The organism is Streptomyces profundus (assembly GCF_020740535.1).
GTDB classification, from domain to species: domain Bacteria; phylum Actinomycetota; class Actinomycetes; order Streptomycetales; family Streptomycetaceae; genus Streptomyces; species Streptomyces profundus.
On sequence record NZ_CP082362.1, the window covers coordinates 693064 to 711813 of the forward strand.

At 72.8% G+C, this 18750-nt stretch carries 14 protein-coding genes; 3 read left to right on the forward strand and 11 right to left on the reverse strand.

All coding sequences use genetic code 11. The annotated features are described in order from the left end of the window. The first annotated feature begins 102 nt into the window (after positions 1-102). Positions 103-2523, forward strand: coding sequence for a ThuA domain-containing protein (locus K4G22_RS03080; RefSeq protein ID WP_228078109.1), 2421 nt, complete (start codon positions 103-105; stop codon positions 2521-2523). Between the two features lie 51 nt (positions 2524-2574). Beyond that, entirely contained in the window at positions 2575-3705 is a 1131-nt protein-coding gene (locus K4G22_RS03085; RefSeq protein ID WP_322785074.1) for a cupredoxin domain-containing protein, read from the forward strand. Between the two features lie 90 nt (positions 3706-3795). On the opposite strand, the gene K4G22_RS03090 is transcribed toward K4G22_RS03085, so the two are convergent. The 5 genes from K4G22_RS03090 to K4G22_RS03110 are packed head-to-tail and all read right to left on the reverse strand — an operon-like array spanning position 3796 to position 9283. Further along, positions 3796-5013 carry a CehA/McbA family metallohydrolase gene (locus K4G22_RS03090; protein WP_228078110.1) on the reverse strand — a complete coding sequence of 406 codons (1218 nt, stop codon included), beginning with the start codon at positions 5011-5013 and terminating at the stop codon, positions 3796-3798. Then, positions 5010-6110, reverse strand: coding sequence for an ABC transporter ATP-binding protein (locus K4G22_RS03095; protein WP_228078111.1), 1101 nt, complete (start codon positions 6108-6110; stop codon positions 5010-5012). The genes K4G22_RS03090 and K4G22_RS03095 overlap by 4 nt, the downstream gene beginning before the upstream one ends. Beyond that, positions 6110-7000, reverse strand: coding sequence for a carbohydrate ABC transporter permease (locus K4G22_RS03100; RefSeq protein ID WP_228078112.1), 891 nt, complete (start codon positions 6998-7000; stop codon positions 6110-6112). Before K4G22_RS03100 ends, K4G22_RS03095 begins: the two co-directional genes overlap by 1 nt. Next, a complete protein-coding gene (locus K4G22_RS03105; RefSeq protein WP_228078113.1) occupies positions 7000-7926 on the reverse strand; it encodes a carbohydrate ABC transporter permease in 927 nt (308 codons plus the stop codon). The genes K4G22_RS03100 and K4G22_RS03105 overlap by 1 nt, the downstream gene beginning before the upstream one ends. Next, positions 7904-9283 carry an extracellular solute-binding protein gene (locus K4G22_RS03110; RefSeq protein WP_228078114.1) on the reverse strand — a complete coding sequence of 460 codons (1380 nt, stop codon included), beginning with the start codon at positions 9281-9283 and terminating at the stop codon, positions 7904-7906. The genes K4G22_RS03105 and K4G22_RS03110 overlap by 23 nt, the downstream gene beginning before the upstream one ends. Positions 9284-9621: 338 nt before the next feature. Between K4G22_RS03110 and K4G22_RS03115 the strand changes: the two genes are divergently transcribed. Next, the gene (locus K4G22_RS03115; RefSeq protein ID WP_228078115.1) at positions 9622-10851 is read left to right on the forward strand and encodes a cytochrome P450 family protein; all 1230 of its coding nucleotides are present in this window, start codon (positions 9622-9624) and stop codon (positions 10849-10851) included. A 5-nt stretch (positions 10852-10856) separates the two neighbouring features. Here the strand turns inward: K4G22_RS03115 and K4G22_RS03120 are convergent, their stop codons facing one another. From K4G22_RS03120 to K4G22_RS03145, 6 genes are all read right to left on the reverse strand, one after another. Then, positions 10857-12656, reverse strand: a complete 1800-nt coding sequence (locus K4G22_RS03120) for an ABC transporter ATP-binding protein (protein WP_228078116.1) — start codon at positions 12654-12656, stop codon at positions 10857-10859. Further along, the gene (locus tag K4G22_RS03125) at positions 12643-14505 is read right to left on the reverse strand and encodes an ABC transporter transmembrane domain-containing protein (protein WP_228078117.1); all 1863 of its coding nucleotides are present in this window, start codon (positions 14503-14505) and stop codon (positions 12643-12645) included. The genes K4G22_RS03120 and K4G22_RS03125 overlap by 14 nt, the downstream gene beginning before the upstream one ends. A gap of 136 nt (positions 14506-14641) precedes the next feature. Further along, a complete protein-coding gene (locus K4G22_RS03130) occupies positions 14642-15523 on the reverse strand; it encodes an ABC transporter ATP-binding protein (RefSeq protein WP_425336590.1) in 882 nt (293 codons plus the stop codon). Then, positions 15502-16593, reverse strand: coding sequence for a FecCD family ABC transporter permease (locus tag K4G22_RS03135; RefSeq protein WP_425336591.1), 1092 nt, complete (start codon positions 16591-16593; stop codon positions 15502-15504). Before K4G22_RS03135 ends, K4G22_RS03130 begins: the two co-directional genes overlap by 22 nt. After that, the gene (locus K4G22_RS03140; RefSeq protein ID WP_228078118.1) at positions 16590-17630 is read right to left on the reverse strand and encodes a FecCD family ABC transporter permease; all 1041 of its coding nucleotides are present in this window, start codon (positions 17628-17630) and stop codon (positions 16590-16592) included. The genes K4G22_RS03135 and K4G22_RS03140 overlap by 4 nt, the downstream gene beginning before the upstream one ends. A gap of 28 nt (positions 17631-17658) precedes the next feature. Next, the gene (locus K4G22_RS03145; protein WP_228078119.1) at positions 17659-18741 is read right to left on the reverse strand and encodes an iron-siderophore ABC transporter substrate-binding protein; all 1083 of its coding nucleotides are present in this window, start codon (positions 18739-18741) and stop codon (positions 17659-17661) included. Between the last annotated feature and the right edge of the window lie 9 nt (positions 18742-18750).

Genomic DNA, 18750 nt, shown 5'->3' on the forward strand with positions numbered 1-18750 from the left:
GGACAAAGTTTCCTCTTTTACGGTCATAGCCATTGGCGGCTCAGCAAAAGAGGTCTAGCTTCCTGGGCGTTGCTGCAGTCACCCGAGAGGGGCGGGCGAGCCATGGGTCGCAAGCCATATGTCTTCGCACTTGCTGCCACCCTGTCGATCGCGCTGCTGGGCGTCAGCCCGGCGGCCTCAGGAAACGAGGAGGGAACCCGAGATCCGGCCGGGCCGCCCGGTGTCGCCGCCGACGCGCAGGTGCTGGTCTTCCACGCGGCGGACGCGCCGGCCGAGCGCACCGAGGCGGCCGTCGAAGCCGTCCAGGCCATCGGGGCCGAGGGTCCCGCCGAGGAACAGTTCGATGTCCAGGCGACGGACGACCCGGCCGTCTTCGACGGCGAGGGGCTCCTCGCCTTCAACGCCGTGGTCTTCCTCGCCGCCGACGGGGCGGTGCTCGACGACGGTCAGGAGGCGGCGCTCCAGACGTATGTGCGGGCCGGCGGCGGCTTCCTCGGCGTGCACGACGCGGCGCTCGCCCAGCCCGAGTCGTCCTGGTTCACCGGCCTGATCGGCTCCCGTCCCGGGGACGGCGGCCCGGGCGAGGCCCAGGACGCGGTGGTCGAGGTCGGCGACCAGGTGCATCCGGCGACGGCGGGGCTCCCGCTGGAGTGGGAGCGCTCGGACGTCTGGCTCAACTGGGACGAGAACCCCAGCGGCGAGGTGCACACCGTCGCGCGGGTGCGGGAGAGCACCTACGATCCGGGCGCCGGCGCCCTCGGGTGGGATCATCCGATCTCCTGGTGCCGCGACTACGACGGCGGGCGTTCGTTCTACACCGGGATGGGCGGCACCACCGAGAGCTTCGCCGAGGACGCGTTCCGCGCCCATCTGCGCGGGGCCCTGCTGTGGACCGGCGGGCTGACCCGCGCGGACTGCCAGGCCACCATCACCGACAACTACGTCGCCGAGCGGATCACCGAGCCCAACCAGCCCGAGCAGCTCGACCAGATCGGCGAGCCGCACGGCCTGGACATCGCCGACGACGGGCGGGTGTTCTACATCGGCAGGGCCGGCGAGTGGTCGGGCGCCGAGGTGGTCACCGACTGGGAGGACCCGGCGATCGGGCTCGGCCAGGGCACGCTGCACGTCTACGACCCGGCGACCGAGGAGGTCAGCCTCGCGGCCAACCTTGAGGTCTTCGGCAACAAGGGCGGCGGCGACGAACTGACCAAGACCGAGGAGGGGTTGCTGGGCATCGCCCTGGACCCGGACTTCGCCGAGAACCAGTGGATCTACCTCTACTGGATGCCGCACGACACCATCGACCGGGAGGACCGGATCGGCGAGCGGCGCGTCTCGCGCTTCACCTTCGACGAGACCTCGGGCGAGCTCGACCTCGCCTCCGAGGTGGGGGTGCTCAGCTGGGAGGCGCAGATCCACAGCTGCTGCCACGCGGGCGGCGGCCTGGACTTCGACTCGGACGGCAACCTCTACATCGCCACCGGGGACAACAACTCCTCGGGCTTCAGCGACGGTTACTCGGGCAACAACCCGGAGCCCGCCTACGCAGGCGTCTCCTTCGCCGACGCCCGCCGCACCTCGGGCAACACCAACAACCTCAACGGCAAGATCCTGCGCATCCACCCGGAGGCCGACGGAAGTTACACCATTCCCGAGGGCAACCTCTTCACCGGGGACGAGGAGGGCGGCGGCAAGACCAGGGCCGAGATCTATGTGATGGGCGTGCGCAACCCCACGCGGGTGGCGGTCGACCCGGCGACCGACTGGCTCTACACCGGCTGGGTCGGCCCCGACGCCGGATCGCCCAGCACCACCTGGGGCCCGGCCAAGTACGACACCTTCGCCGTCATCACCGAGGCCGGCAACCGGGGTTGGCCGTACTGCATGGGCAACAACCAGCCCTACCGGGACCGCAACCTGCCCGACCCGTCGCTGCCGCTGGACTGGTACGACTGCGACAACCCCGTCAACGAGTCCCCGCACAACGACGGCCTGGTCGAACTGCCGCCGGTCACCGCGAACAACATCTGGTACTCGCCGCAGGGCGGTGCCCCCGACTACCCGCGCGACGAGAACGGCGTCCCCAGCTACGAGGCGGGCGACGAGACGTTCCTGCTGCCCTGGCTCACCGGCGGCGGGCAGGCCACGATGAGCGGCCCGCTCTACCGCTACGACGCGTCCACGGCCTCCGATGTCGCCTGGCCCGCCTACTGGGAGGGCAAGTGGTTCGTGGGCGACCACTACGACGCCGACCAGCCCCGGCACGCCGTGGTGATGGACCCGGACAAGGCGGGCAGCGGCGGGCTGCCGGTGCACGCCGAGGACCTCGACCAGATCATCCCGGCCGGTGAGGGCGGCATCCGCAACCTGATGGACTGGAAGTTCGCGCCCGACGGCTCGCTCTACGTCCTCGACTACGGGCGCGGCTTCTTCAACCTGACCGACGAGTCCGCGCTCTGGCGGATCACCTACCAGGGCGGCCAGGCGACGCCCTCACCCGAGCAGCCGGCCATCCGCTAGCGGCCACCCCCCACAGCGGGACCACACCCCCACAGCAGGAGGTAAGGAACGATGACGCAGCAGAGCGCTCTCGGGGACGATCCCCAGGAGCGACGCACGCCCCGGCGCCGCTGGCGGCCGTTGGCGGTGGCGGTGAGCCTGTCGCTGGCCGCGGTCGGCCTGGCCGCGCTGCCCACCGCGCAGGCCCAACAGTCCACGTCCGCCGCCGCCGTCACCCCCGCCGACGAGCCGGAGCCGGACCCGGAGCCGACCGAACAGGTGCTGACCTGGACGGCGGACAACGATCTGGACAGCTACGAGACCGCGCCGGTCGAGGCCGTGGCCGGGCCGGCGACGCTGGTCTTCGAGAACAGCGTGGACACCGGCAACACCACCGGGATGGCGCACACCCTCACCTTCGACGTCTCCAACTCGCAGTACAACAACGACGTCCGGGTGAACATCCTGGCCAACCCGAACGACGCCAGGGGCGGCCTGCACGAGATCGACGTGGAGCTGACCCCGGGCACCTACCGCTACTTCTGCACCATCCCGGGGCATCTCGCCATGCAGGGCACCCTGGTGGTCACCGACGGCGACGGCGGGGGCGGCGAGGACGACACCACCCCGCCGGAGGTCACCGCCACCGTGGAAGGTGAGCAGAACGAGGACGGCGCCTATCTCGGCAGCGCCACCGTGGAGTTGACGGCCACGGACGACGACTCCGGCGTGGAGAGCATCGACTACGCGGTCGGCGCCACGGCGTTCGCCCCGTACGAGGAGCCCTTCGTGCTGGACACCCCGGGCTCGCACCGGGTCACCTACCGGGCCACCGACGTGGCCGGGAACGTGTCCACCAGCGAGAGCCTCACGGTCGAGGTCGTCGAGGCGCCGGGCGGCGAGGACGACACCACCCCGCCCGAGGTGGTCGCCACGGTGGCGGGCGAACAGGACGCGGACGACGCCTATGTCGACATGGCGACCGTGACGCTGGAGGCCACGGACGACGGCTCCGGCGTGGACACCGTCGAGTACGCCCTGGACGGCGAGGAGTTCGTGGCGTACGCGGCGCCGTTCATGGTGCACGACCTCGGCGAGCAGACGGTGACCTTCCGGGCCACCGACGTCGCGGGCAACGTCTCGGCGGACGAGACGGTGACGTTCACCGTCGTCGCCGGCGAGGGCCCCGTGCACCACCACTGAGCACCACCGAGGCACACCGAGCACCCCCCACAGGAAACCCCCCACACCGGAGGGCCCACCGCCAGCGGTGGGCCCTTCGCGTGCGGCGGGTCACTGGGCCAGCGCGACGACCTCGTTCTCGTGGCTCTCCAGCCGGTGCGGCCCGGCCATCGCCGGCAGCGTCGCGCGGTCCCCGTGCACCACCTGGCGGCTGCCGTCCGGGCGCACCAGTGCGGTGCCCTCCGCGTCCAGGGCCAGCAGCTCGTCCCCCAGCCGCAGCAGCAGCGGCGCCCGCGGCCCGGCCGAGACGGCGACCCGTCCGGCGGCCAGCGCCGCCAGCACGCTCGCCGGGCTCGGGTCGGCGGCCAGCACCCAGGTGGTGGGGCGCCCCGGCAACGCGTCGTCGCCCAGCCGGTGGAAGTCGCTGCCGCCCAGCGCGATCACATCGGGACGCCAGGCCCCGGCCCAGGCCAGCGGCGCGCCCCAGCGGCGGTCGGGCCATCCGGAGTGCCAGACCTCGACATGGCGGGGCCGTTCGGTGAGCGGGTTGCGCCAGGCACAGTCCGTGCCCACCGGATGGTTGATGGAGAGCAGCCCGCCGTGCTCCGTGGCGTGTGCCAGCCAACGGTCCGGCGGCTGGCGGAAGTCGACCCAGCCGACGTCGCCGAGCACGTTGGCGTGCCCGGTGTCCGTGGTGACCTCCTGCCCCGGCAGCAGGGTGAGCCCGTAGCGGGCGCCGACGGACGGGAGTTCGGGGTGGTGGCTGACCGTGTTGTGGTCGGTGACGGCGAGGAAGTCCAGGCCCTGGCCCGAGGCCAGCGCCGCCAGCTCGGCGGGCGTCAGCGCCCCGTCGCTGTGCACGGTGTGGCTGTGACAGTCCCCGGCCAGCCAGCTGAGCCCGTCGACCTCGGGCAGCGGACGCCGCGCCGGCCGCTCGGGCGGCGGCGGCGCGGCCGGCGTGGCCGGCGCCTCGGGCGCGCGGCCCGTGGTGGTGATCCGCACCTGGTACTCAAGGCCGGTGGGCGGCACCCGGTGCAGCCGCAGCAGCACCGCCCACTCCCCCGGCTCCGGCTCCCCCGGCAGATAGCCGGGCGTGGCCCACCCGGTGGTGATCGTGTAGTGGTCGCGCGCGCCGCCGGACCAGCCCCGGAAGCCGTTCGGCCCCGCGCAGCCCAGGTCCAGCACGCCGGCCGCCCGTTCGAAGGACAGCTCGACGGTGATCGCAGCCGTGGCGCGCGGCACCTCGAACGCCAGCGCGCGCAGCGGCTGTTCCAGCCGGTCGGCGAGGGTCCAGCGGCCCTTGTGCACCAGGTCGCTGGCCGGGCTCATGACGTCTCCGTTCCGCGCTCACCGGGATGGTCGGTGGGGGTGAGCAGCTCGCCCTCACGGTAGACCAGGGCGCGGTCCCGCCGGGGCAGCGCCCAGCCGCGCTCACCCGGCGTGATCGGGACGTCCTCGTCCACCACCGTCTGCACCACGCCCGCCGAGCCCTCCAGGGTGACCAGTTGGGCGCTGCCCAGGTTCTCCACCACGCGCACCTCGCCGGCGAGCGCCCCGTCCACCGGGGCGGGGTGGTACGTCAGATACTCGGGCCTGATGCCGTAGGTGAGTTCACCGTCGCCCGTCAGGTCGAGCCCCTCGGGGGTGGGCAGCGGCACCTCGGCGACCACGACCGCGCCGTCCTGGGCGATGCCGGGCAGCAGGTTCATCGGCGTGGAGCCGATGAAGGACGCCACGAAGGTGTTGGCCGGACGCCGGAACACCTCGGCGGGCGTGCCGAGTTGACGTATCCGGCCGTGTTCCATGACGGCGATCCGGTCGGCCATCGCGAGGGCCTCGGCCTGGTCGTGGGTGACGAAGACGGTGGTGACGCCGAGTTCGCGCTGGAGCCGCTTGAGGAAGGTGCGGGCCTCCAGGCGCATCCGGGCGTCCAGGTTGGAGAGCGGCTCGTCGAAGAGGAACGCCCTGGGGTGGCAGGCCATCGCCCTGGCCAGCGCCACGCGTTGCTGCTGCCCGCCGGAGAGCTGGTCGGGGCGGCGGGCGAGCAGCTCGGAGAGGCCGAGCTCGGCCGCGGTCTCCGCCGCCTTCTCGCGGCGCTCCCCGCCGGGCACCTTCCTGATCCGCAGCGGATAGGCGATGTTGTCGGTGACCGTCATATGCGGGAAGAGCGCGTAGTCCTGGAAGACCATCGCCACATCGCGGCGCCCTGGGGCCAGCGCCGTGACGTCCCTGCCGCCGATCGCCACGCCGCCGGCGGTGGCCGTCTCCAGGCCGGCGAGGGTGCGCAGCAGGGTGGTCTTGCCGCACCCCGAGGGGCCGAGCAGGGCGAAGAACTCGCCGTCCTCGATGGTCAGATCGACGGCGTCCAGGGCACGGACGCCGCCGGCGTAGACCTTGGTCAGGGCGGCCAGGGTGATATCGGCCATCAGCGTTTGATCCCTCCGTGGAACCGGAAGCCGTACCGGGAGCTGACCAGCAGGAACATCAGCACCACCGGCAGGGAGTAGAGCAGCGAGAAGGTGGAGATGAGCGCCAGGTTGGGCTGGCCGCCCTCGGTGTAGAAGGTGTACATCACCACGGCCGCCGGGGACTTCTCCGGTGAGCGCAGCAGCAGGAAGGGGATCAGGAAGTTGCCCCACACCTGGGCGACGGACCACACCGCGATGGTGGCCAGCCCGGGGCGCACCAGCGGGACCACCACATGCCTGACCACCTGGAGCGGTGAGGCGCCGAAGACCTGCGCTGACTCCTCGTAGGAGCGGGGGGTGCCGTCCATGAAGTCCTTCAGGATGAAGACGGCGCTGGGCAGCAGCCCGCCGCTGAGCACCAGGATCACGCCCAACTGGGAGTCGATCAGGTTCAGTTCGTAGGCGAGGTTGAAGAGCGGGACCATCGCCGCCGTGCCGGTGACGATGGAGGAGAGCAGCAGCAGGAGGTAGAGCAGTCCGTCCCGTCCCGGGAGTCTGACCCGGCTGAGGGCGTAGGCGGCCAGCGCCGAGAAGACCACCACGATGGTGCCGGTGCCGGCGGCCAGCAGGGTGGAGTTGCCCAGCGACCGCATCGCGTAGCGGTTGTCCAGCAGCGTCTGGAAGTTGTCCAGGGTGAACGACGGCAGCCCGGCGGTGATGCCCGGTGTGTCGTCGAAGGGCGCGCTGGCCAGCCACAGCAGGGGCAGCGAGAAGAAGGCCAGGATCAGCGAGCAGAAGCTGTAGAAGCCGATCCGGCCCAGCAGGCGTCGGGCGCCGTCGACGCCGGCGGCGTGCCGGTCGGCGTCGGGCATGGCGACCGGCTGCTCGGCGGCGGGGGTCCCGGCCATCAGACGGCGTCCTTCCGCTGCCGCAGCAGACGTGCGTAGATCACGGCGATCACCAGGTTGATCAGCAGCATCAGCACCGAGATGGCCGCGCCGAAGCCCAACTCGCCGCCGAAGACGGCCGTCTTGTAGACGAAGACCGGCATGATCTCGGTGCGGTCCTCGGGCCCGCCGCTGGTCAGCAGGAACGGGGTGAAGTCGTTGAACGTCCAGAGGCTGATCAGCAGCAGGTTGGTGAGGACATGCCCCCTGATGCGGGGGAAGACCACGTCCCGCAGCTGCTGCCAGGAGGAGGCGCCGGCGAGGCGGGCGGTCTCCAGGTGGGACGGGGGGACGTTCCCCAGGGCCGCCGCGTAGAGCATCATCGAGAAGGCGGTGCCGCGCCAGATGTTGAACACGATGATGGTGAGCATCGGGTGTTCCAACAGCCAGGCGGTGCCCGGGGTGTTCAGCAGGGCGTTGAGCGTGCCGTCGTCGCGGTCGAGCAGGGCGATCCAGAGGAAGGCGATCACCGAGCTGGGCAGGATCCAGGCCAGCAGCACCATGGCCTCGATCAGCCGCCGCCCGGCGCCGCGCCGATCGCGCAGCACCCAGGCGATCAGGAAGCCGAGCCCCGCCTGTCCGATCACGGCGGAGCCGATCACGAACTGGAGGGTGAGGCCGAGGGAGTTGGCGAACCCGTCGTCGTCCAGGGCGCGTTCGAAGTTGTCCAGGCCGACCAGCTCGGGGTCGGCGGCGGCGAGCCCGGTGAGCTGGTAGTTGGTCAGGCCCAGATAGAGCGTCCACAGCGCGGGGAACACCAGGAAGCCGGTGATCAGCAGCAGCGCCGGGGTGACGAACGCCGCTGCCCTGCCTCGTCCGAGCCCGGCGGCGTCCCGCTCGCCGCCGGGCCTGCCGGGCGCCGTGTCAGGGGGTGACGTCGTCGCCATCCACGATTCCTTCCAGGCTCTCCTGGTAGTCGGCGGCGGCCTGATCCGGCGCCGTTCCGCCGACCACGGCGGCCGTCGCCTCCTGGAGCAGCACGGAGACCCGGGGGTAGACGTCGAGCGCCGGCCGGTAGGAGGTGAGCGGCAGCACCTGCTCGTTGACGAAGGCGAGCATCGGATCGGCGCCCAGCAACCGCTCGTTGACGTCCATGCGCGCGGTGATCCTGGGGTCGTCGCCGACCAGGGCGGTGAACGCCTCGGCCGAGTGCATGAAGGTGAGCAGCTCATGGGCGAGTTCGGCGTGGTCGCTGGCCGGGTTGACCACCCGGATGTTGCCGCCCGACGTGCTGACGAAGTCCTGGCCGCGGATGCCGGAGCCGGGCTCGGCGGCCGGGATCAGGGCGTAGCCGACGGCCTCGTCGCGGTCCTCCATGGGGGCGACCCCGTTGACCGGGTTGACCACGCTGCGCCAGAAGTAGTCGCTCTCCACCAGGATGCCGACCTCGTTCGCGGCGAACTCCTCGAAGGACTTGTCCCGGCCCTGTGTCTCCTGCTGGAGCTGGGGGTCGCCCAGGCCCTGGCCGTAGACGTCGGCGTAGAGACCGAGGACCCGTCCCAGGCCCGGCGTCGCCCCCGTCCAGACGCCGTCGGTGTGGACCTCCTCGCCGACGCCGGCCAGCAGCGGCAGCACGCCCTGCATGGTGGTGGCCTCGCCCATCGCCGAGCCGCCGTTGAGCTGGATCGGCGTCACCCCGTCCAGGGTGGCCAGCGCCTCGCCGGCCTGGAGGATCTCGTCCCAGCTGGTGGGCTGCCAGTCCGTCGGCAGCCCCGCCTCGGCGAAGAGGTTCCTGTTGTAGAAGAGCACCCGGCCGTCGGTGCCCGCCGGGATGCCGTACAGCTCCCCGTCGAAGGTGCCCAACTCCTGGACGGCGTCCGGGATCTGCTCCCAGCCGTCCCAGGCGTCGGCGTCCGCGCCGGTCCCGGCGAGCGGCTGGACGTAGCCGGCCTGGGCGAACTCGCCCAGCCAGATGCCGTCCAGGGTGTAGACGTCCGGTCCGGACCCGGACTGGAGATCGAGCGCGAGACGCGACTTGAACTGCTCGTCGTCGACGCCGCTCGGCTCGAAGGTCACCTCGACGGAGACGCCCGCCTCCGCCTGGGCCGCCTCGAACTCCGGTATCACCCACTGTTCGACCCAGTCGGCCTCCGCCGCGTTCTTGCCATCGGCGATCGCGTTCATGGCGACGGTCAGCTGGATCGCTCCCCCGTCGCCCTCGTCGTCGGAACCACAGGCCGTCAGGCTCCCGGCCAGGGCCATCGCCCCGGTCAGCGCCATGGCGCGTCTGGTCAGCACTCGCATGGGTCATCCCCTCGTGAGGTTCGCTCCGGGAGGGTCGCATAGCGGTCTGGGGAGGTAAAGAGTCCGCCGTCCCAAGTTTCTCCCGCTGCCCGGCGGCCACTCACCGAACGTCATCCCGGCCGGCTGGGCGGCGGTTGAGGGGTGACGCCACGTCACCAGGTTGACGTGGCGTGGCTGCCAGCGGAAAGCGCGAGATAGCGCGGGAAAACCAAGAAAATGGCGGGAAACCGCGCCGTAGGGGGCGGATGCGTCGACGGGGCGCGGGGGAGAATCGGGGCAGCGGACGCCCTCCGCGCGGCGCCGGACGTCCGGTCACCCCTTCGCCGTGGAGGCGCCTGATGAGTCGTTCCGAGCCCGTGCCCCTGGATCCGACCGGCGCCGATCGGCACGCCGAGGACGCCGCGTTACACGCCGGCGGGCCCGCCGTGCCGGTTGATCTCCTGGGCGTCACCGCCTGGGCGGTCAACGACCCGGATGTGCTGCGGCAGTTGCTCACGGACCACCGGGTCTCCAAGGATCCGGTCCAGCACTGGCCGCCGTATCCGGAGGAGATCGTCGGCCGGTGGCCCCTCGATCTCTGGGTCACCACGGCGAACATGTTCACCGCCTATGGCGGGGACCACCGCCGGCTGCGCCGGCTCGTCGCCCCGGCCTTCAGCACCCGCCGGGTGAACGCGCTGCTGCCCCGCGTCCAACGGATCACCGAGGATCTGCTGGACGCCATCGCCGCCGCGCCCCGGGACGAGCCGGTGGATCTGCGGGAGCGTCTCGCCTATCCGCTGCCGATCCGGGTGATCAGCGAACTGATGGGGCTGCCACCCGAGTTGGGCGACGACTTCCGCAGGACGGTGTACGGCGTCTTCGACACCACGCTCGACATCGAGCGGGCCACGGCCAACAACGCCGAGCTGCACGGCCTGCTGCACACCCTGGTGGCGGGCAAGCGGGCCGATCCGGGGGACGATATGACGTCCGTGCTGATCGCCGCGCGGGACGAGGAGGGCGACGGCTCGACGCTCACCGAGGACGAGCTGGTCGACACCCTCCTGCTGGTGGTCAGCGCCGGGCACGAGACCACGACCAACCTGCTGGACCAGGCGATCACGGCCCTGTTGACGCACCCCGAGCAGCTGGCGCTGGTGCGCGCCGGCGAGGTCGGCTGGGGCGAGGTGATCGAGGAGGCGCTGCGCTTCGAGGCGCCCGTCGCCTATCTGCCGCTGCGTTTCGCCGTCTCGGACATCCCGCTGCCCGGCGGCGTCGTCATCCGGCAGGGCGACCCCATCCTCGCCGCCTACGCGGCGGCGGGGCGTCACCCCAGGATCCACGGGGCGAGCGCGGAGCGCTTCGACATCACCCGCGCCAACAAGGAGCATCTGGCCTTCGGCCATGGGGCGCACTTCTGTCTGGGCGCCCCGCTGGCGCGGGCCGAGGCCGCGATCGCGCTGCCCGCGCTCTTCGACCGCTTCCCCGGCATCCGACTCGCCGTCCCCGCCGAGGAGTTGCGCTCCACGGCCAGCATGATCTCCAACGGCCACCTGACCCTCCCCGTCCACCCGCACCCCGCCTGAGCGGGTCAGCCGGGTGGCGGCGTGCCGCGCCAGGAGCGCCAGAGGGCGGCGTAGGTGCGACCGGCGGCGAGGAGTTCGGCGTGGCTGCCCAGCTCCGTCAGCCGTCCGTCCACCAGCACCGCGATCCGGTCCGCGTCCCGCGCCGTGTGCAGCCGGTGCGCGATGGCGATCACGGTGCGCCCTCTGAGCACGGCGGCCAGCGCGCGTTCGGCCCGCCGGGCGCCCCCGGGGTCGAGGGAGGCCGTGGCCTCGTCCAGGATCACGGTATGGGGGTCCGCCAACACCACGCGGGCCAGGGCGAGTTGCTGGGCCTGCGCGGCGTCGGGGCGGTGCCCGCCCGGGCCGAGCTCGGTGTCCAGGCCCCGCGGAAGTCCGGCCCACCAGTCGGCACCGACCAGGTCCAGCGCCTCGGCCAGCCGCGCCGCGTCGGCCGTAGGCGCCGCGATGCGCAGATTGTCGGCGACGGTGCCGAGGAAGACATGGTGTTCCTGGGTGACCAGCACGATATGCCGGCGCAGCCGTTCGGGCCGGACCGCCGAGGGCGGCACCCCGCCCACCGTGACGGTGCCGGCGTCCGGCGTCTCGATGCCGGCCAACAGCCGGGCGAGCGTGGACTTCCCCGCGCCGCTCGGGCCGACGACGGCCAGCCGCTCCCCCGGCCTGACGTCGAGGTCGACGCCCCTGAGCACCTCGTCCCCACCCGGGTAGGCGAACCGCACCCCGGCCAGCCGGACGCTGCGCCCGTCCGGCTCGGGGAAGTCCTCCACCGACGGCGCGCCGACGGCCGTGGCGACGCCCTCCACCCGCGCGAACGAGGCCGCGCCGCTCTGGAGTTGCTCCATCCACCGCAGGACGGTGGCGAGCGGCTGCTCCAGCTGCCACAGATAGAGCACGGCGGTCACCACCGCGCCCAACCCCAGCGCGTCGGCGCGGTACAGGGCGCCGCCGAGCAGCAACACGCCCGTCACCGAGGCGATATGCGCGATGTCGACGGAGGGGAAGAGCACCGTGCGCAGCCGGAGCGTCGCCTCCCTCGACCGGACGCTGACGTCGATCGCGGACCGGCTGGCCGCGATCCGGCGGGGCCCGAGCCCCAGCGCCTCCACGGTGCGGGCGCCGGCCGCCGTGGCCTCGATCAGCTCGGCGTGCGCCGAGTTGGCGCCGCCCTCGGCCAGATAGGCGGCCCTGGCCCGGCGCAGATACCAGCGGCTGGCCACCCAGACCCCGGCCATGCCGAGCACCCCGCAGGCCCCCAGCAGCGGGCTAACGACAAAGACCGCGCCCAGCAGGAGCAGCGCCTGCATCCCGGCGACCAGCACCTCGGGGGCGGCGTCGCGCATCGCCCGGCCGACGACCGCGACATCCCCGGTGCCACGCGCGGCGAGATCCCCGGCGCCGGCCCGTTCCACGGTCGCCGACGGCAGCGCCAGGGCGCGCTCCACGAACTCCTCGCGCACCCGGGCCAGGATCCGCTCGCCGTAGCGGTGGCCGCGCAGCCTGGCCCAGCGGGCGAGCAGGAGTTGGAGCAGCGCGAAGAGCACGATGAACAGGGCCAGCCGGTCCACCGTTCCCACCCCGGCGCCGGCCCTGACCTCGTCGATGACGCGGCCGAGCAGCCAGGGACCGACCAGGCCCGCGCCAGCGGCCAGCACGTTGAGCGTGAGCACGACCAGCAGGGCGCGCCGGTCGGCGCGCATCAGCCGCAGCGCCGCACGGCGCACCCGGGCACGCCCGGCCACGGGCAACGGACGTCCCGCAGCCGGCTCGGCCGACGCGACGGCCCCATCCGGTTCATCGGACACCATCGGACCCCTCGGCCTCATCGAAACCCACACCACCCACGCCATCCACGCCCCGCGCGGCGCGCGCGGTGTCCTCACGGTTCACGCCGCGCGCCGCGTCCCCGGCGTTCGCGGGCTCCACGGCGGTCACGGTGGGTGGGGCCGTCTCGGTGGGTGGGGCGTCGCGGGAGATCAGGCGGTGGTACTGGGGGTGGCGGGCGAGCAGTTCGTGGTGGGGGCCGTGGGCGGCGACTCGTCCGTCCACCAGGAAGCTGACGGTGTCGGCCTGTTCCAGCAGCAGCGGCGAGGTGCAGGTGAGGAGGGTGGTGCGGCCGGACCGCGCGGCGCGCAGCCGGGCCGCGACGGCCGCCTCGGTGTGGGCGTCGACCGCCGACGTCGGCTCGGTGGCCAGCAGCACCTCGGGGTCGGCGAGCAACGCCCTGGCCAGCCGCACCCGTTGGCGCTGTCCGCCGGAGAGGTCGCGGGCCTGGGCGTCGAGGGTCGAGTCCAGGCCCTGGGGCAGGCCCCGGACGATCTCGTCGGCCAGCGCGGCGGTGACGGCGGCGTCGATGGCGGCCTGGTCACGTTCGGCGCGGCCGGCCAGGATCTCCCGCAGGGTGCCGGCGAAGAGGGCGGCGTCGTTGTCGGCCACCAGCACCCGTTCGCGCAGCGGGCCAGGGGCGATCCGGTCCAGCCGCAGCCCGCCCCAGGTGGCGTCCGACGGGGCGAAGCCGCCGAGGCGGTCGACCACCGCCTCGGCCTCGGCGGGCCGTTCACTCACCAGCGCGGTCAACCGCCCTGGCGGCACCCGCACGCCGGAGGCCGGATCGTGGAGTTCGGCCGGCCCGGCGGGCGGCGGCAGTTCGCCGCGCGGCGGCGGGGGCAGCCGCAGCAGGGCGAGGGTGCGGCGGGCGGCGACCAGCCCGCGGCCCAGGTCGTGGGCGCCCTCGACGAAGAACGCGACGGGCACCGCCAGCATCGCGGCATAGCCCCAGACGGCGACGAGTTCGCCGACCGTGATCTCGCCCTGCGCGGCGAGCCGGGCGGCGAGCCAGCTGACGGCGGCCAGGAACAGCGCGGGCAGGCCGACCGCGAGGGACTCGATCCAGCTGGTCACCCGCCCCACCCGGTGGCCCTCGGCGCGCAGTTGGGCGGACTCGGCGCGGAACCGCGCGGCGTAGGCATCCTTTCCACCGAGGCCGGTGAGCACCCGCAGGCCGCCCACGATGTCCACCACTCTGGCGGTCAGCCGGCCCTGCCGCTCGCGGTAGGCGGTCTCGGCGCCCTGGAGGCGGCCGAGGAGCGGCCCGACCAGCAGGGCCAGCAGCGGCACGCCGAGCAGCACCAGCAGGGCGAGCTGCCAGGAGACCGCGAGCAGCAGCCCGGCGACCACGGCGTAGGAGAGCACGGCGCCGACACCCGGCCCCGTGATGGTCAACGTCTGGCTGATGGTGGCCACATCGCCGATGGAGACGGTGAGCACCTCACCGGCGCGGACCGTGCGGGGCAGTTCGGCGCCCAGCCGGGTGGTGTGCTCCACCACCAGCTGCGCGGTGCGGAACGAGGCGTCCATCCTGACCCGGCTCATGGTGCGGTGCCGGGCGATGGCGAGCACGGCGTTGAGCACCCCGGCCGCCAGCAGGGCCGCGCCCCAGCCGGCCAGCGCCGCCGAACTCCCGTCCACCAGGCCGTCGTCGACGGCGCGGGAGAGCAGATAGGGCACGACGGTCAGGCCCAGCATCCACAGGCTGCCCAACAGCGCGCCGGTCAGCACGCGGCGCCGCTGTCGGACGGCGAGCCACCAGAGGTAGCGTCCCGGCCCGCGCAGATCGGGGCGGCCGGGGCGCCGGTGGGCGTCGAACGCGGGAGTCATCGGGTCATCGCGCGGCGGGGGCGGGCCGCTCGTCGCTGTGCATGATTCCCCTCGTCCTGGGCTCGCGCGCCCGGGTCCGGAGGCGACCGCCCCAGCGTCTCACGCGGCCAGAGGGCGCCTCCCGAGGGGGCGTCGCCTACGCGTCCACCGCCGGGAGGACCCGTCCGGCTCCCTCGACGGGGTGGCGGGCGTGCGGCACCACCATGGGTGTCAGGGTCTGTGGATCGGGCACGATCTCGCAGGCCAGGCCGAAGACGTCGGCGACCAGTTCGGCCGTCATCACCTCGGCCGGCGGCCCCTGGGCGACGAGGCGCCCGTCGTGCATCACGACGAGGTGGGTGGCGAACCTGGCGGCCTGGTTGAGATCGTGCAGCACCGCCACAACGGTGCGGCCCTCGCGGTGCAACTCGGCGCACAGCTCCAGCAGTTCGTACTGGTGGGCCACGTCGAGGAAGGTGGTGGGCTCGTCCAGCAGCAGCAGGTCGGTCTGTTGGGCCAGCACCATCGCGATCCACACCCGCTGCCGCTGACCGCCGGAGAGTTCGCCGACCCTGGCGTCGGCGAGATCGGTGAGGCCGGTGCGCTCCAGGGCGAAGGAGATGGCCGTGTCGTCGTCCGGCGACCACTGGCGGAGCAGGGTGTGGTGCGGGTAGCGGCCCCGCCTGACCAGGCCCCGGACGCTGATGCCCTCGGGCGCGATCGGGCTCTGCGGCAGCAGCGCGATCTGCCGGGCTACCTCCTTGCCCCGGTAGGAGTGCAGGTCGGCGCCGTTGAGGAGGATGCGGCCCGACTCGGGCCTGACGGATCGGGCCAGGGCCTTGACCAGCGTGGACTTCCCGCAGCCGTTGGGCCCGATGATCATGGTGAGTTCGCCCTGCGGGATGTCCAGGCTGAGGTCGTGGACGACCGGCGGGCCACCGCCGTAGGAGATCGTCACCTGGTGCGCCGCGAGGCCCTTCTCCGCCGGCGCCACCTCTTCGGTCGGCTCGTGGGTCGTCACAGTCGCCCCTTTCTCCATTCCCTGGTCAGCAGATAGCCGAGGTAGACGCCGCCGATGGCCATGGTGTAGACCCCGACGGGCAGTCGGTCCTCCAGCGGCAGCTGTTGGGCGGCCAGATCGGCCGTGACCAGCAGCAGTGCGCCCATCAGGGCGGAGAGCGTGAGGTGGGCGCCCCAGGCGCCGGTGAGCCGGCGCGCGATCTGGGGCGCGGTGAGCGCGATGAAGGAGACCGGCCCCGCGACGCTGATCGCCCCGGCCGACAGCAGCACCGAGAGCAGCACGGCCATCGCCCTGGTGCGCTTGGGCTCGCCGCCCAGCGCGGCGGCGATCTCGTCGCCCATCTCGCCGATGTCCAAGCGGCGGGCCAGCAGCCAGGTCAGCGGCACCAGCACCAGCAGCACCAGTCCTATGGTCCTGGCGTCGTCCCAGGACTTGGCGGCCAGGCTGCCGCTGACATAGGAGGCCAGCGCGGTGGCCCGGTCCCGTTCGACGGCGTAGACCACGTACTGGATGATCGCGGTGGCGATCGCCGCCACCCCGATGCCGGCGACGATCAGCCGCCCCGGGTCGCGGAATCCGGTGCCGGTGGAGAAGTACACCAGGGTGACGGCCGCCGCGGCACCGATCAGCGCGCCCAGCGGCACCGGGATGGTGTCCGGCATCCGCAGCGCCACCACCGCGGCGCCCGCGCCCGCGCCGGCGCCCAGGCCGATCACGTCGGGGCTGCCCAGCGGGTTGCGGGTGACGGACTGGAAGAGCGCGCCCGAGAGGCCGAGCGCGGCGCCGGCGCCGATGGCGACGGTCAGCCGGGGGCCGCGCAGCCGGTCGAGGACGAAGAGCTCCTTGCCCTCGGCGCCGCCGGTGAGGGCGTTGGGCAACTCGCCCAGCGGGATGCCGAGTCGGCCCATGCTGAGGGTCGCCACGCCGGCGACGACGATCAGCGCCACCGTGCCGACGGCGGCGAGCACCGAGGTGAGCCCCACCGGCAGCGCCAGCCAACGGCCCAGCGCGAACATGCCCCTGGGCCTGGCGGGCGCCGGCGCCGACGGCCCCTCGGTGGCGGGGCGGGTGTCGACCGTCCCAGTCATGTGTTCCCCCTCATCCGGCGCACGACGAACAGCAGCACGGGCGCCCCCACGAAGGCGGTGACCACGCCGACGGGCAGCTCCTGGGGGCGCAGCACGAGCCGGCCCATGACGTCGGCGCACAGCAGCAGGGTGGGCCCGACCAGCGCGGAGAACGCCAGTTGGAGCCGGAAGTCGACGCCGACCAGGGCCCGCACGATATGCGGCACGGCGAGGCCGACGAACGCGATCGGCCCCACGGCCGCCGTGGCCGCGGCGCAGAGCAGGGTGGCGGCGAGCAGGCCGCCGGCCCGGGTGAGCGTCGGGTTGGCGCCCAGCGCGCGGGCCGACTCGTCGCCCAGCGCCAGGGTGTTGAGCCCGGCGGCGACCACGGCGGCCAGCAGTAGGCCGACGATCGCGAACGGCAGCACGGAGCGGAACACCTCGAAGTTCCGGCCGCCCAGCGAACCCACCACCCAGACGCGGGTGGTGTCGAAGACCAGTGGTTTGCTGAGCGTCACCGCCTGGACGTAGGCGGAGAGCACGGCCGAGACCACGGCGCCGGCCAGCACCAGGCGCACCAGGCCCGCGCTCACGCCGGCCGAGCCGACGGCGTAGACCAGCAGCCCGGCGAGCAGCGCGCCGGGCAGCGCCCACCAGACGGCGCCGGCCCGGCCGGTGGCGCCCAGGAACGCGGTGGCCGTGACCACACCGGCGGAGGCGCCGGCGTTGATGCCCAACAGGCCGGGGTCCGCCAGCGGGTTGCGGGTGATGCCCTGCATCAGGGTGCCGCCGACGGCCAGGCAGACGCCCGCCAGAATCCCCAACGCGGTACGCGGGTAGCGGCTTTCGACCACGGTCTCGATATAGGGGTCGGCGTCTCCGAAGAGGACGGCGAACACCTCGCCGAGCGAGGTGGTCTTGCTGCCGAAGACGACGCTCGCCAGCGCGGCGAGCGTGAGGATGAGCAGCCCGAGCAGGAGAAGGCCGACCAGTCGGGTGGTGCGGGCACGGCCGGGGCCCGCACCACCCGACGTGGGCTTCGTCAGGGTGACGGTCATCGCGTGAGCGTTGCCTCGGTCGGGGCGGTCAGTCGTCGAGGGTGGTGAGGGCCTCGTCGATCAGCGGCAGATAGCGGTCGATGCTCCACGGCACGGTCAGCGGGTTGATGATCGAGGAGGCGGTGACGAACGGGGTGTCGTCGCTGGCGACGACGCCGCCGCGCGACACGGCGGGGATGGCGGCGTAGAGCGGCTGGGCCTCGGTCTCCTGCCGCGACTCCTCGTCGCTGTAGAAGGTGAACACCAGATCGCTGTCGTTGAGCTTGTCGGCGTTCTCCAGGCCGATCAGCGCGGAGTCGGTGCCCTCCAGCTCCTCGAACTCCTCGACCACGGGGTCGACGGTCAGCCCCAGCGACGACACCATCTCGACCCGCTGCTCCTCGGGGAGGAAGACGCCGAGGCTGCCGGGGTCGACGGTGTAGATGTAGGAGAAGGTGACGCCCTCGTACTCGGGGCGGGACTCGGCGGCCGCGGCCAGTTGGTCCCTGATGTCGCCGATCAGCACCTCGGCCTGGTCGGGCTGGCCGAGCGCGGTCGCTATCAGCTCGATCTGCTCGTCCCAGTTGGTGGACCAGGGCAGGTCGGGGTAGGCCACGGTGGGCGCGATGTCGTTGAGGATGTCGAACTGGTCCTGGCTGATGCCGGACCAGGCGGCCAGGATGACGTCCGGCTCCAGTTCGAGGATGGTGTCGAAGTCGATGTCCTCGCCGCCGGCGAACTGCGTGGGCAGCTCCTCGCCCCGCTCGGTCACCGCCTCGTGGATCCAGGGCAGATAGCCGGTGTCGTCGCTGCCCCACTCGTAGGACTCGATGCCCACCGGGGTGTTGCCCAGGGCGATGGCGGTCTCCGCCGAGCCCTGGCCGAGGGTGACCACGCGCTGCGGCTGCTCGGTGATCTCGGCCTCGCCGAGCGCGCTCTCGATGGTGACGGGGAACGCCTCCCCGCCGCCCCCACCGCCGTCGGTGTCCGACGAGGAGCCCGAGGACGCGTCGTCGTCCGAGTCATCCGAATCGTCCGACGAGGAGCAGCCGCTGAGCACCAGCGCGGCTGCGGTGGCTGCGGCGGCGAGAGCGACGCTCTGACGGCGCGCGCGGGGGAGGTAGGACGGCATGGACGTTCC

Bases quoted from the DNA above. Each gene is read 5' to 3' on its own strand.
- K4G22_RS03105 (WP_228078113.1), bottom strand. From the start codon at position 7,926: ATGGCGACGACGTCACCCCCTGACACGGCGCCCGGCAGGCCCGGCGGC.
- K4G22_RS03120 (WP_228078116.1), bottom strand. From the start codon at position 12,656: ATGGTGTCCGATGAACCGGATGGGGCCGTCGCGTCGGCCGAGCCGGCT.
- K4G22_RS03110 (WP_228078114.1), bottom strand. From the start codon at position 9,283: ATGCGAGTGCTGACCAGACGCGCCATGGCGCTGACCGGGGCGATGGCC.
- K4G22_RS03085 (WP_322785074.1), top strand. From the start codon at position 2,575: ATGACGCAGCAGAGCGCTCTCGGGGACGATCCCCAGGAGCGACGCACG.
- K4G22_RS03095 (WP_228078111.1), bottom strand. From the start codon at position 6,110: ATGGCCGATATCACCCTGGCCGCCCTGACCAAGGTCTACGCCGGCGGC.
- K4G22_RS03140 (WP_228078118.1), bottom strand. From the start codon at position 17,630: ATGACCGTCACCCTGACGAAGCCCACGTCGGGTGGTGCGGGCCCCGGC.
- K4G22_RS03090 (WP_228078110.1), bottom strand. From the start codon at position 5,013: ATGAGCCCGGCCAGCGACCTGGTGCACAAGGGCCGCTGGACCCTCGCC.
- K4G22_RS03130 (WP_425336590.1), bottom strand. From the start codon at position 15,523: ATGGAGAAAGGGGCGACTGTGACGACCCACGAGCCGACCGAAGAGGTG.
- K4G22_RS03115 (WP_228078115.1), top strand. From the start codon at position 9,622: ATGAGTCGTTCCGAGCCCGTGCCCCTGGATCCGACCGGCGCCGATCGG.
- K4G22_RS03135 (WP_425336591.1), bottom strand. From the start codon at position 16,593: ATGACTGGGACGGTCGACACCCGCCCCGCCACCGAGGGGCCGTCGGCG.
- K4G22_RS03080 (WP_228078109.1), top strand. From the start codon at position 103: ATGGGTCGCAAGCCATATGTCTTCGCACTTGCTGCCACCCTGTCGATC.
- K4G22_RS03125 (WP_228078117.1), bottom strand. From the start codon at position 14,505: ATGACTCCCGCGTTCGACGCCCACCGGCGCCCCGGCCGCCCCGATCTG.
- K4G22_RS03100 (WP_228078112.1), bottom strand. From the start codon at position 7,000: ATGGCCGGGACCCCCGCCGCCGAGCAGCCGGTCGCCATGCCCGACGCC.
- K4G22_RS03145 (WP_228078119.1), bottom strand. From the start codon at position 18,741: ATGCCGTCCTACCTCCCCCGCGCGCGCCGTCAGAGCGTCGCTCTCGCC.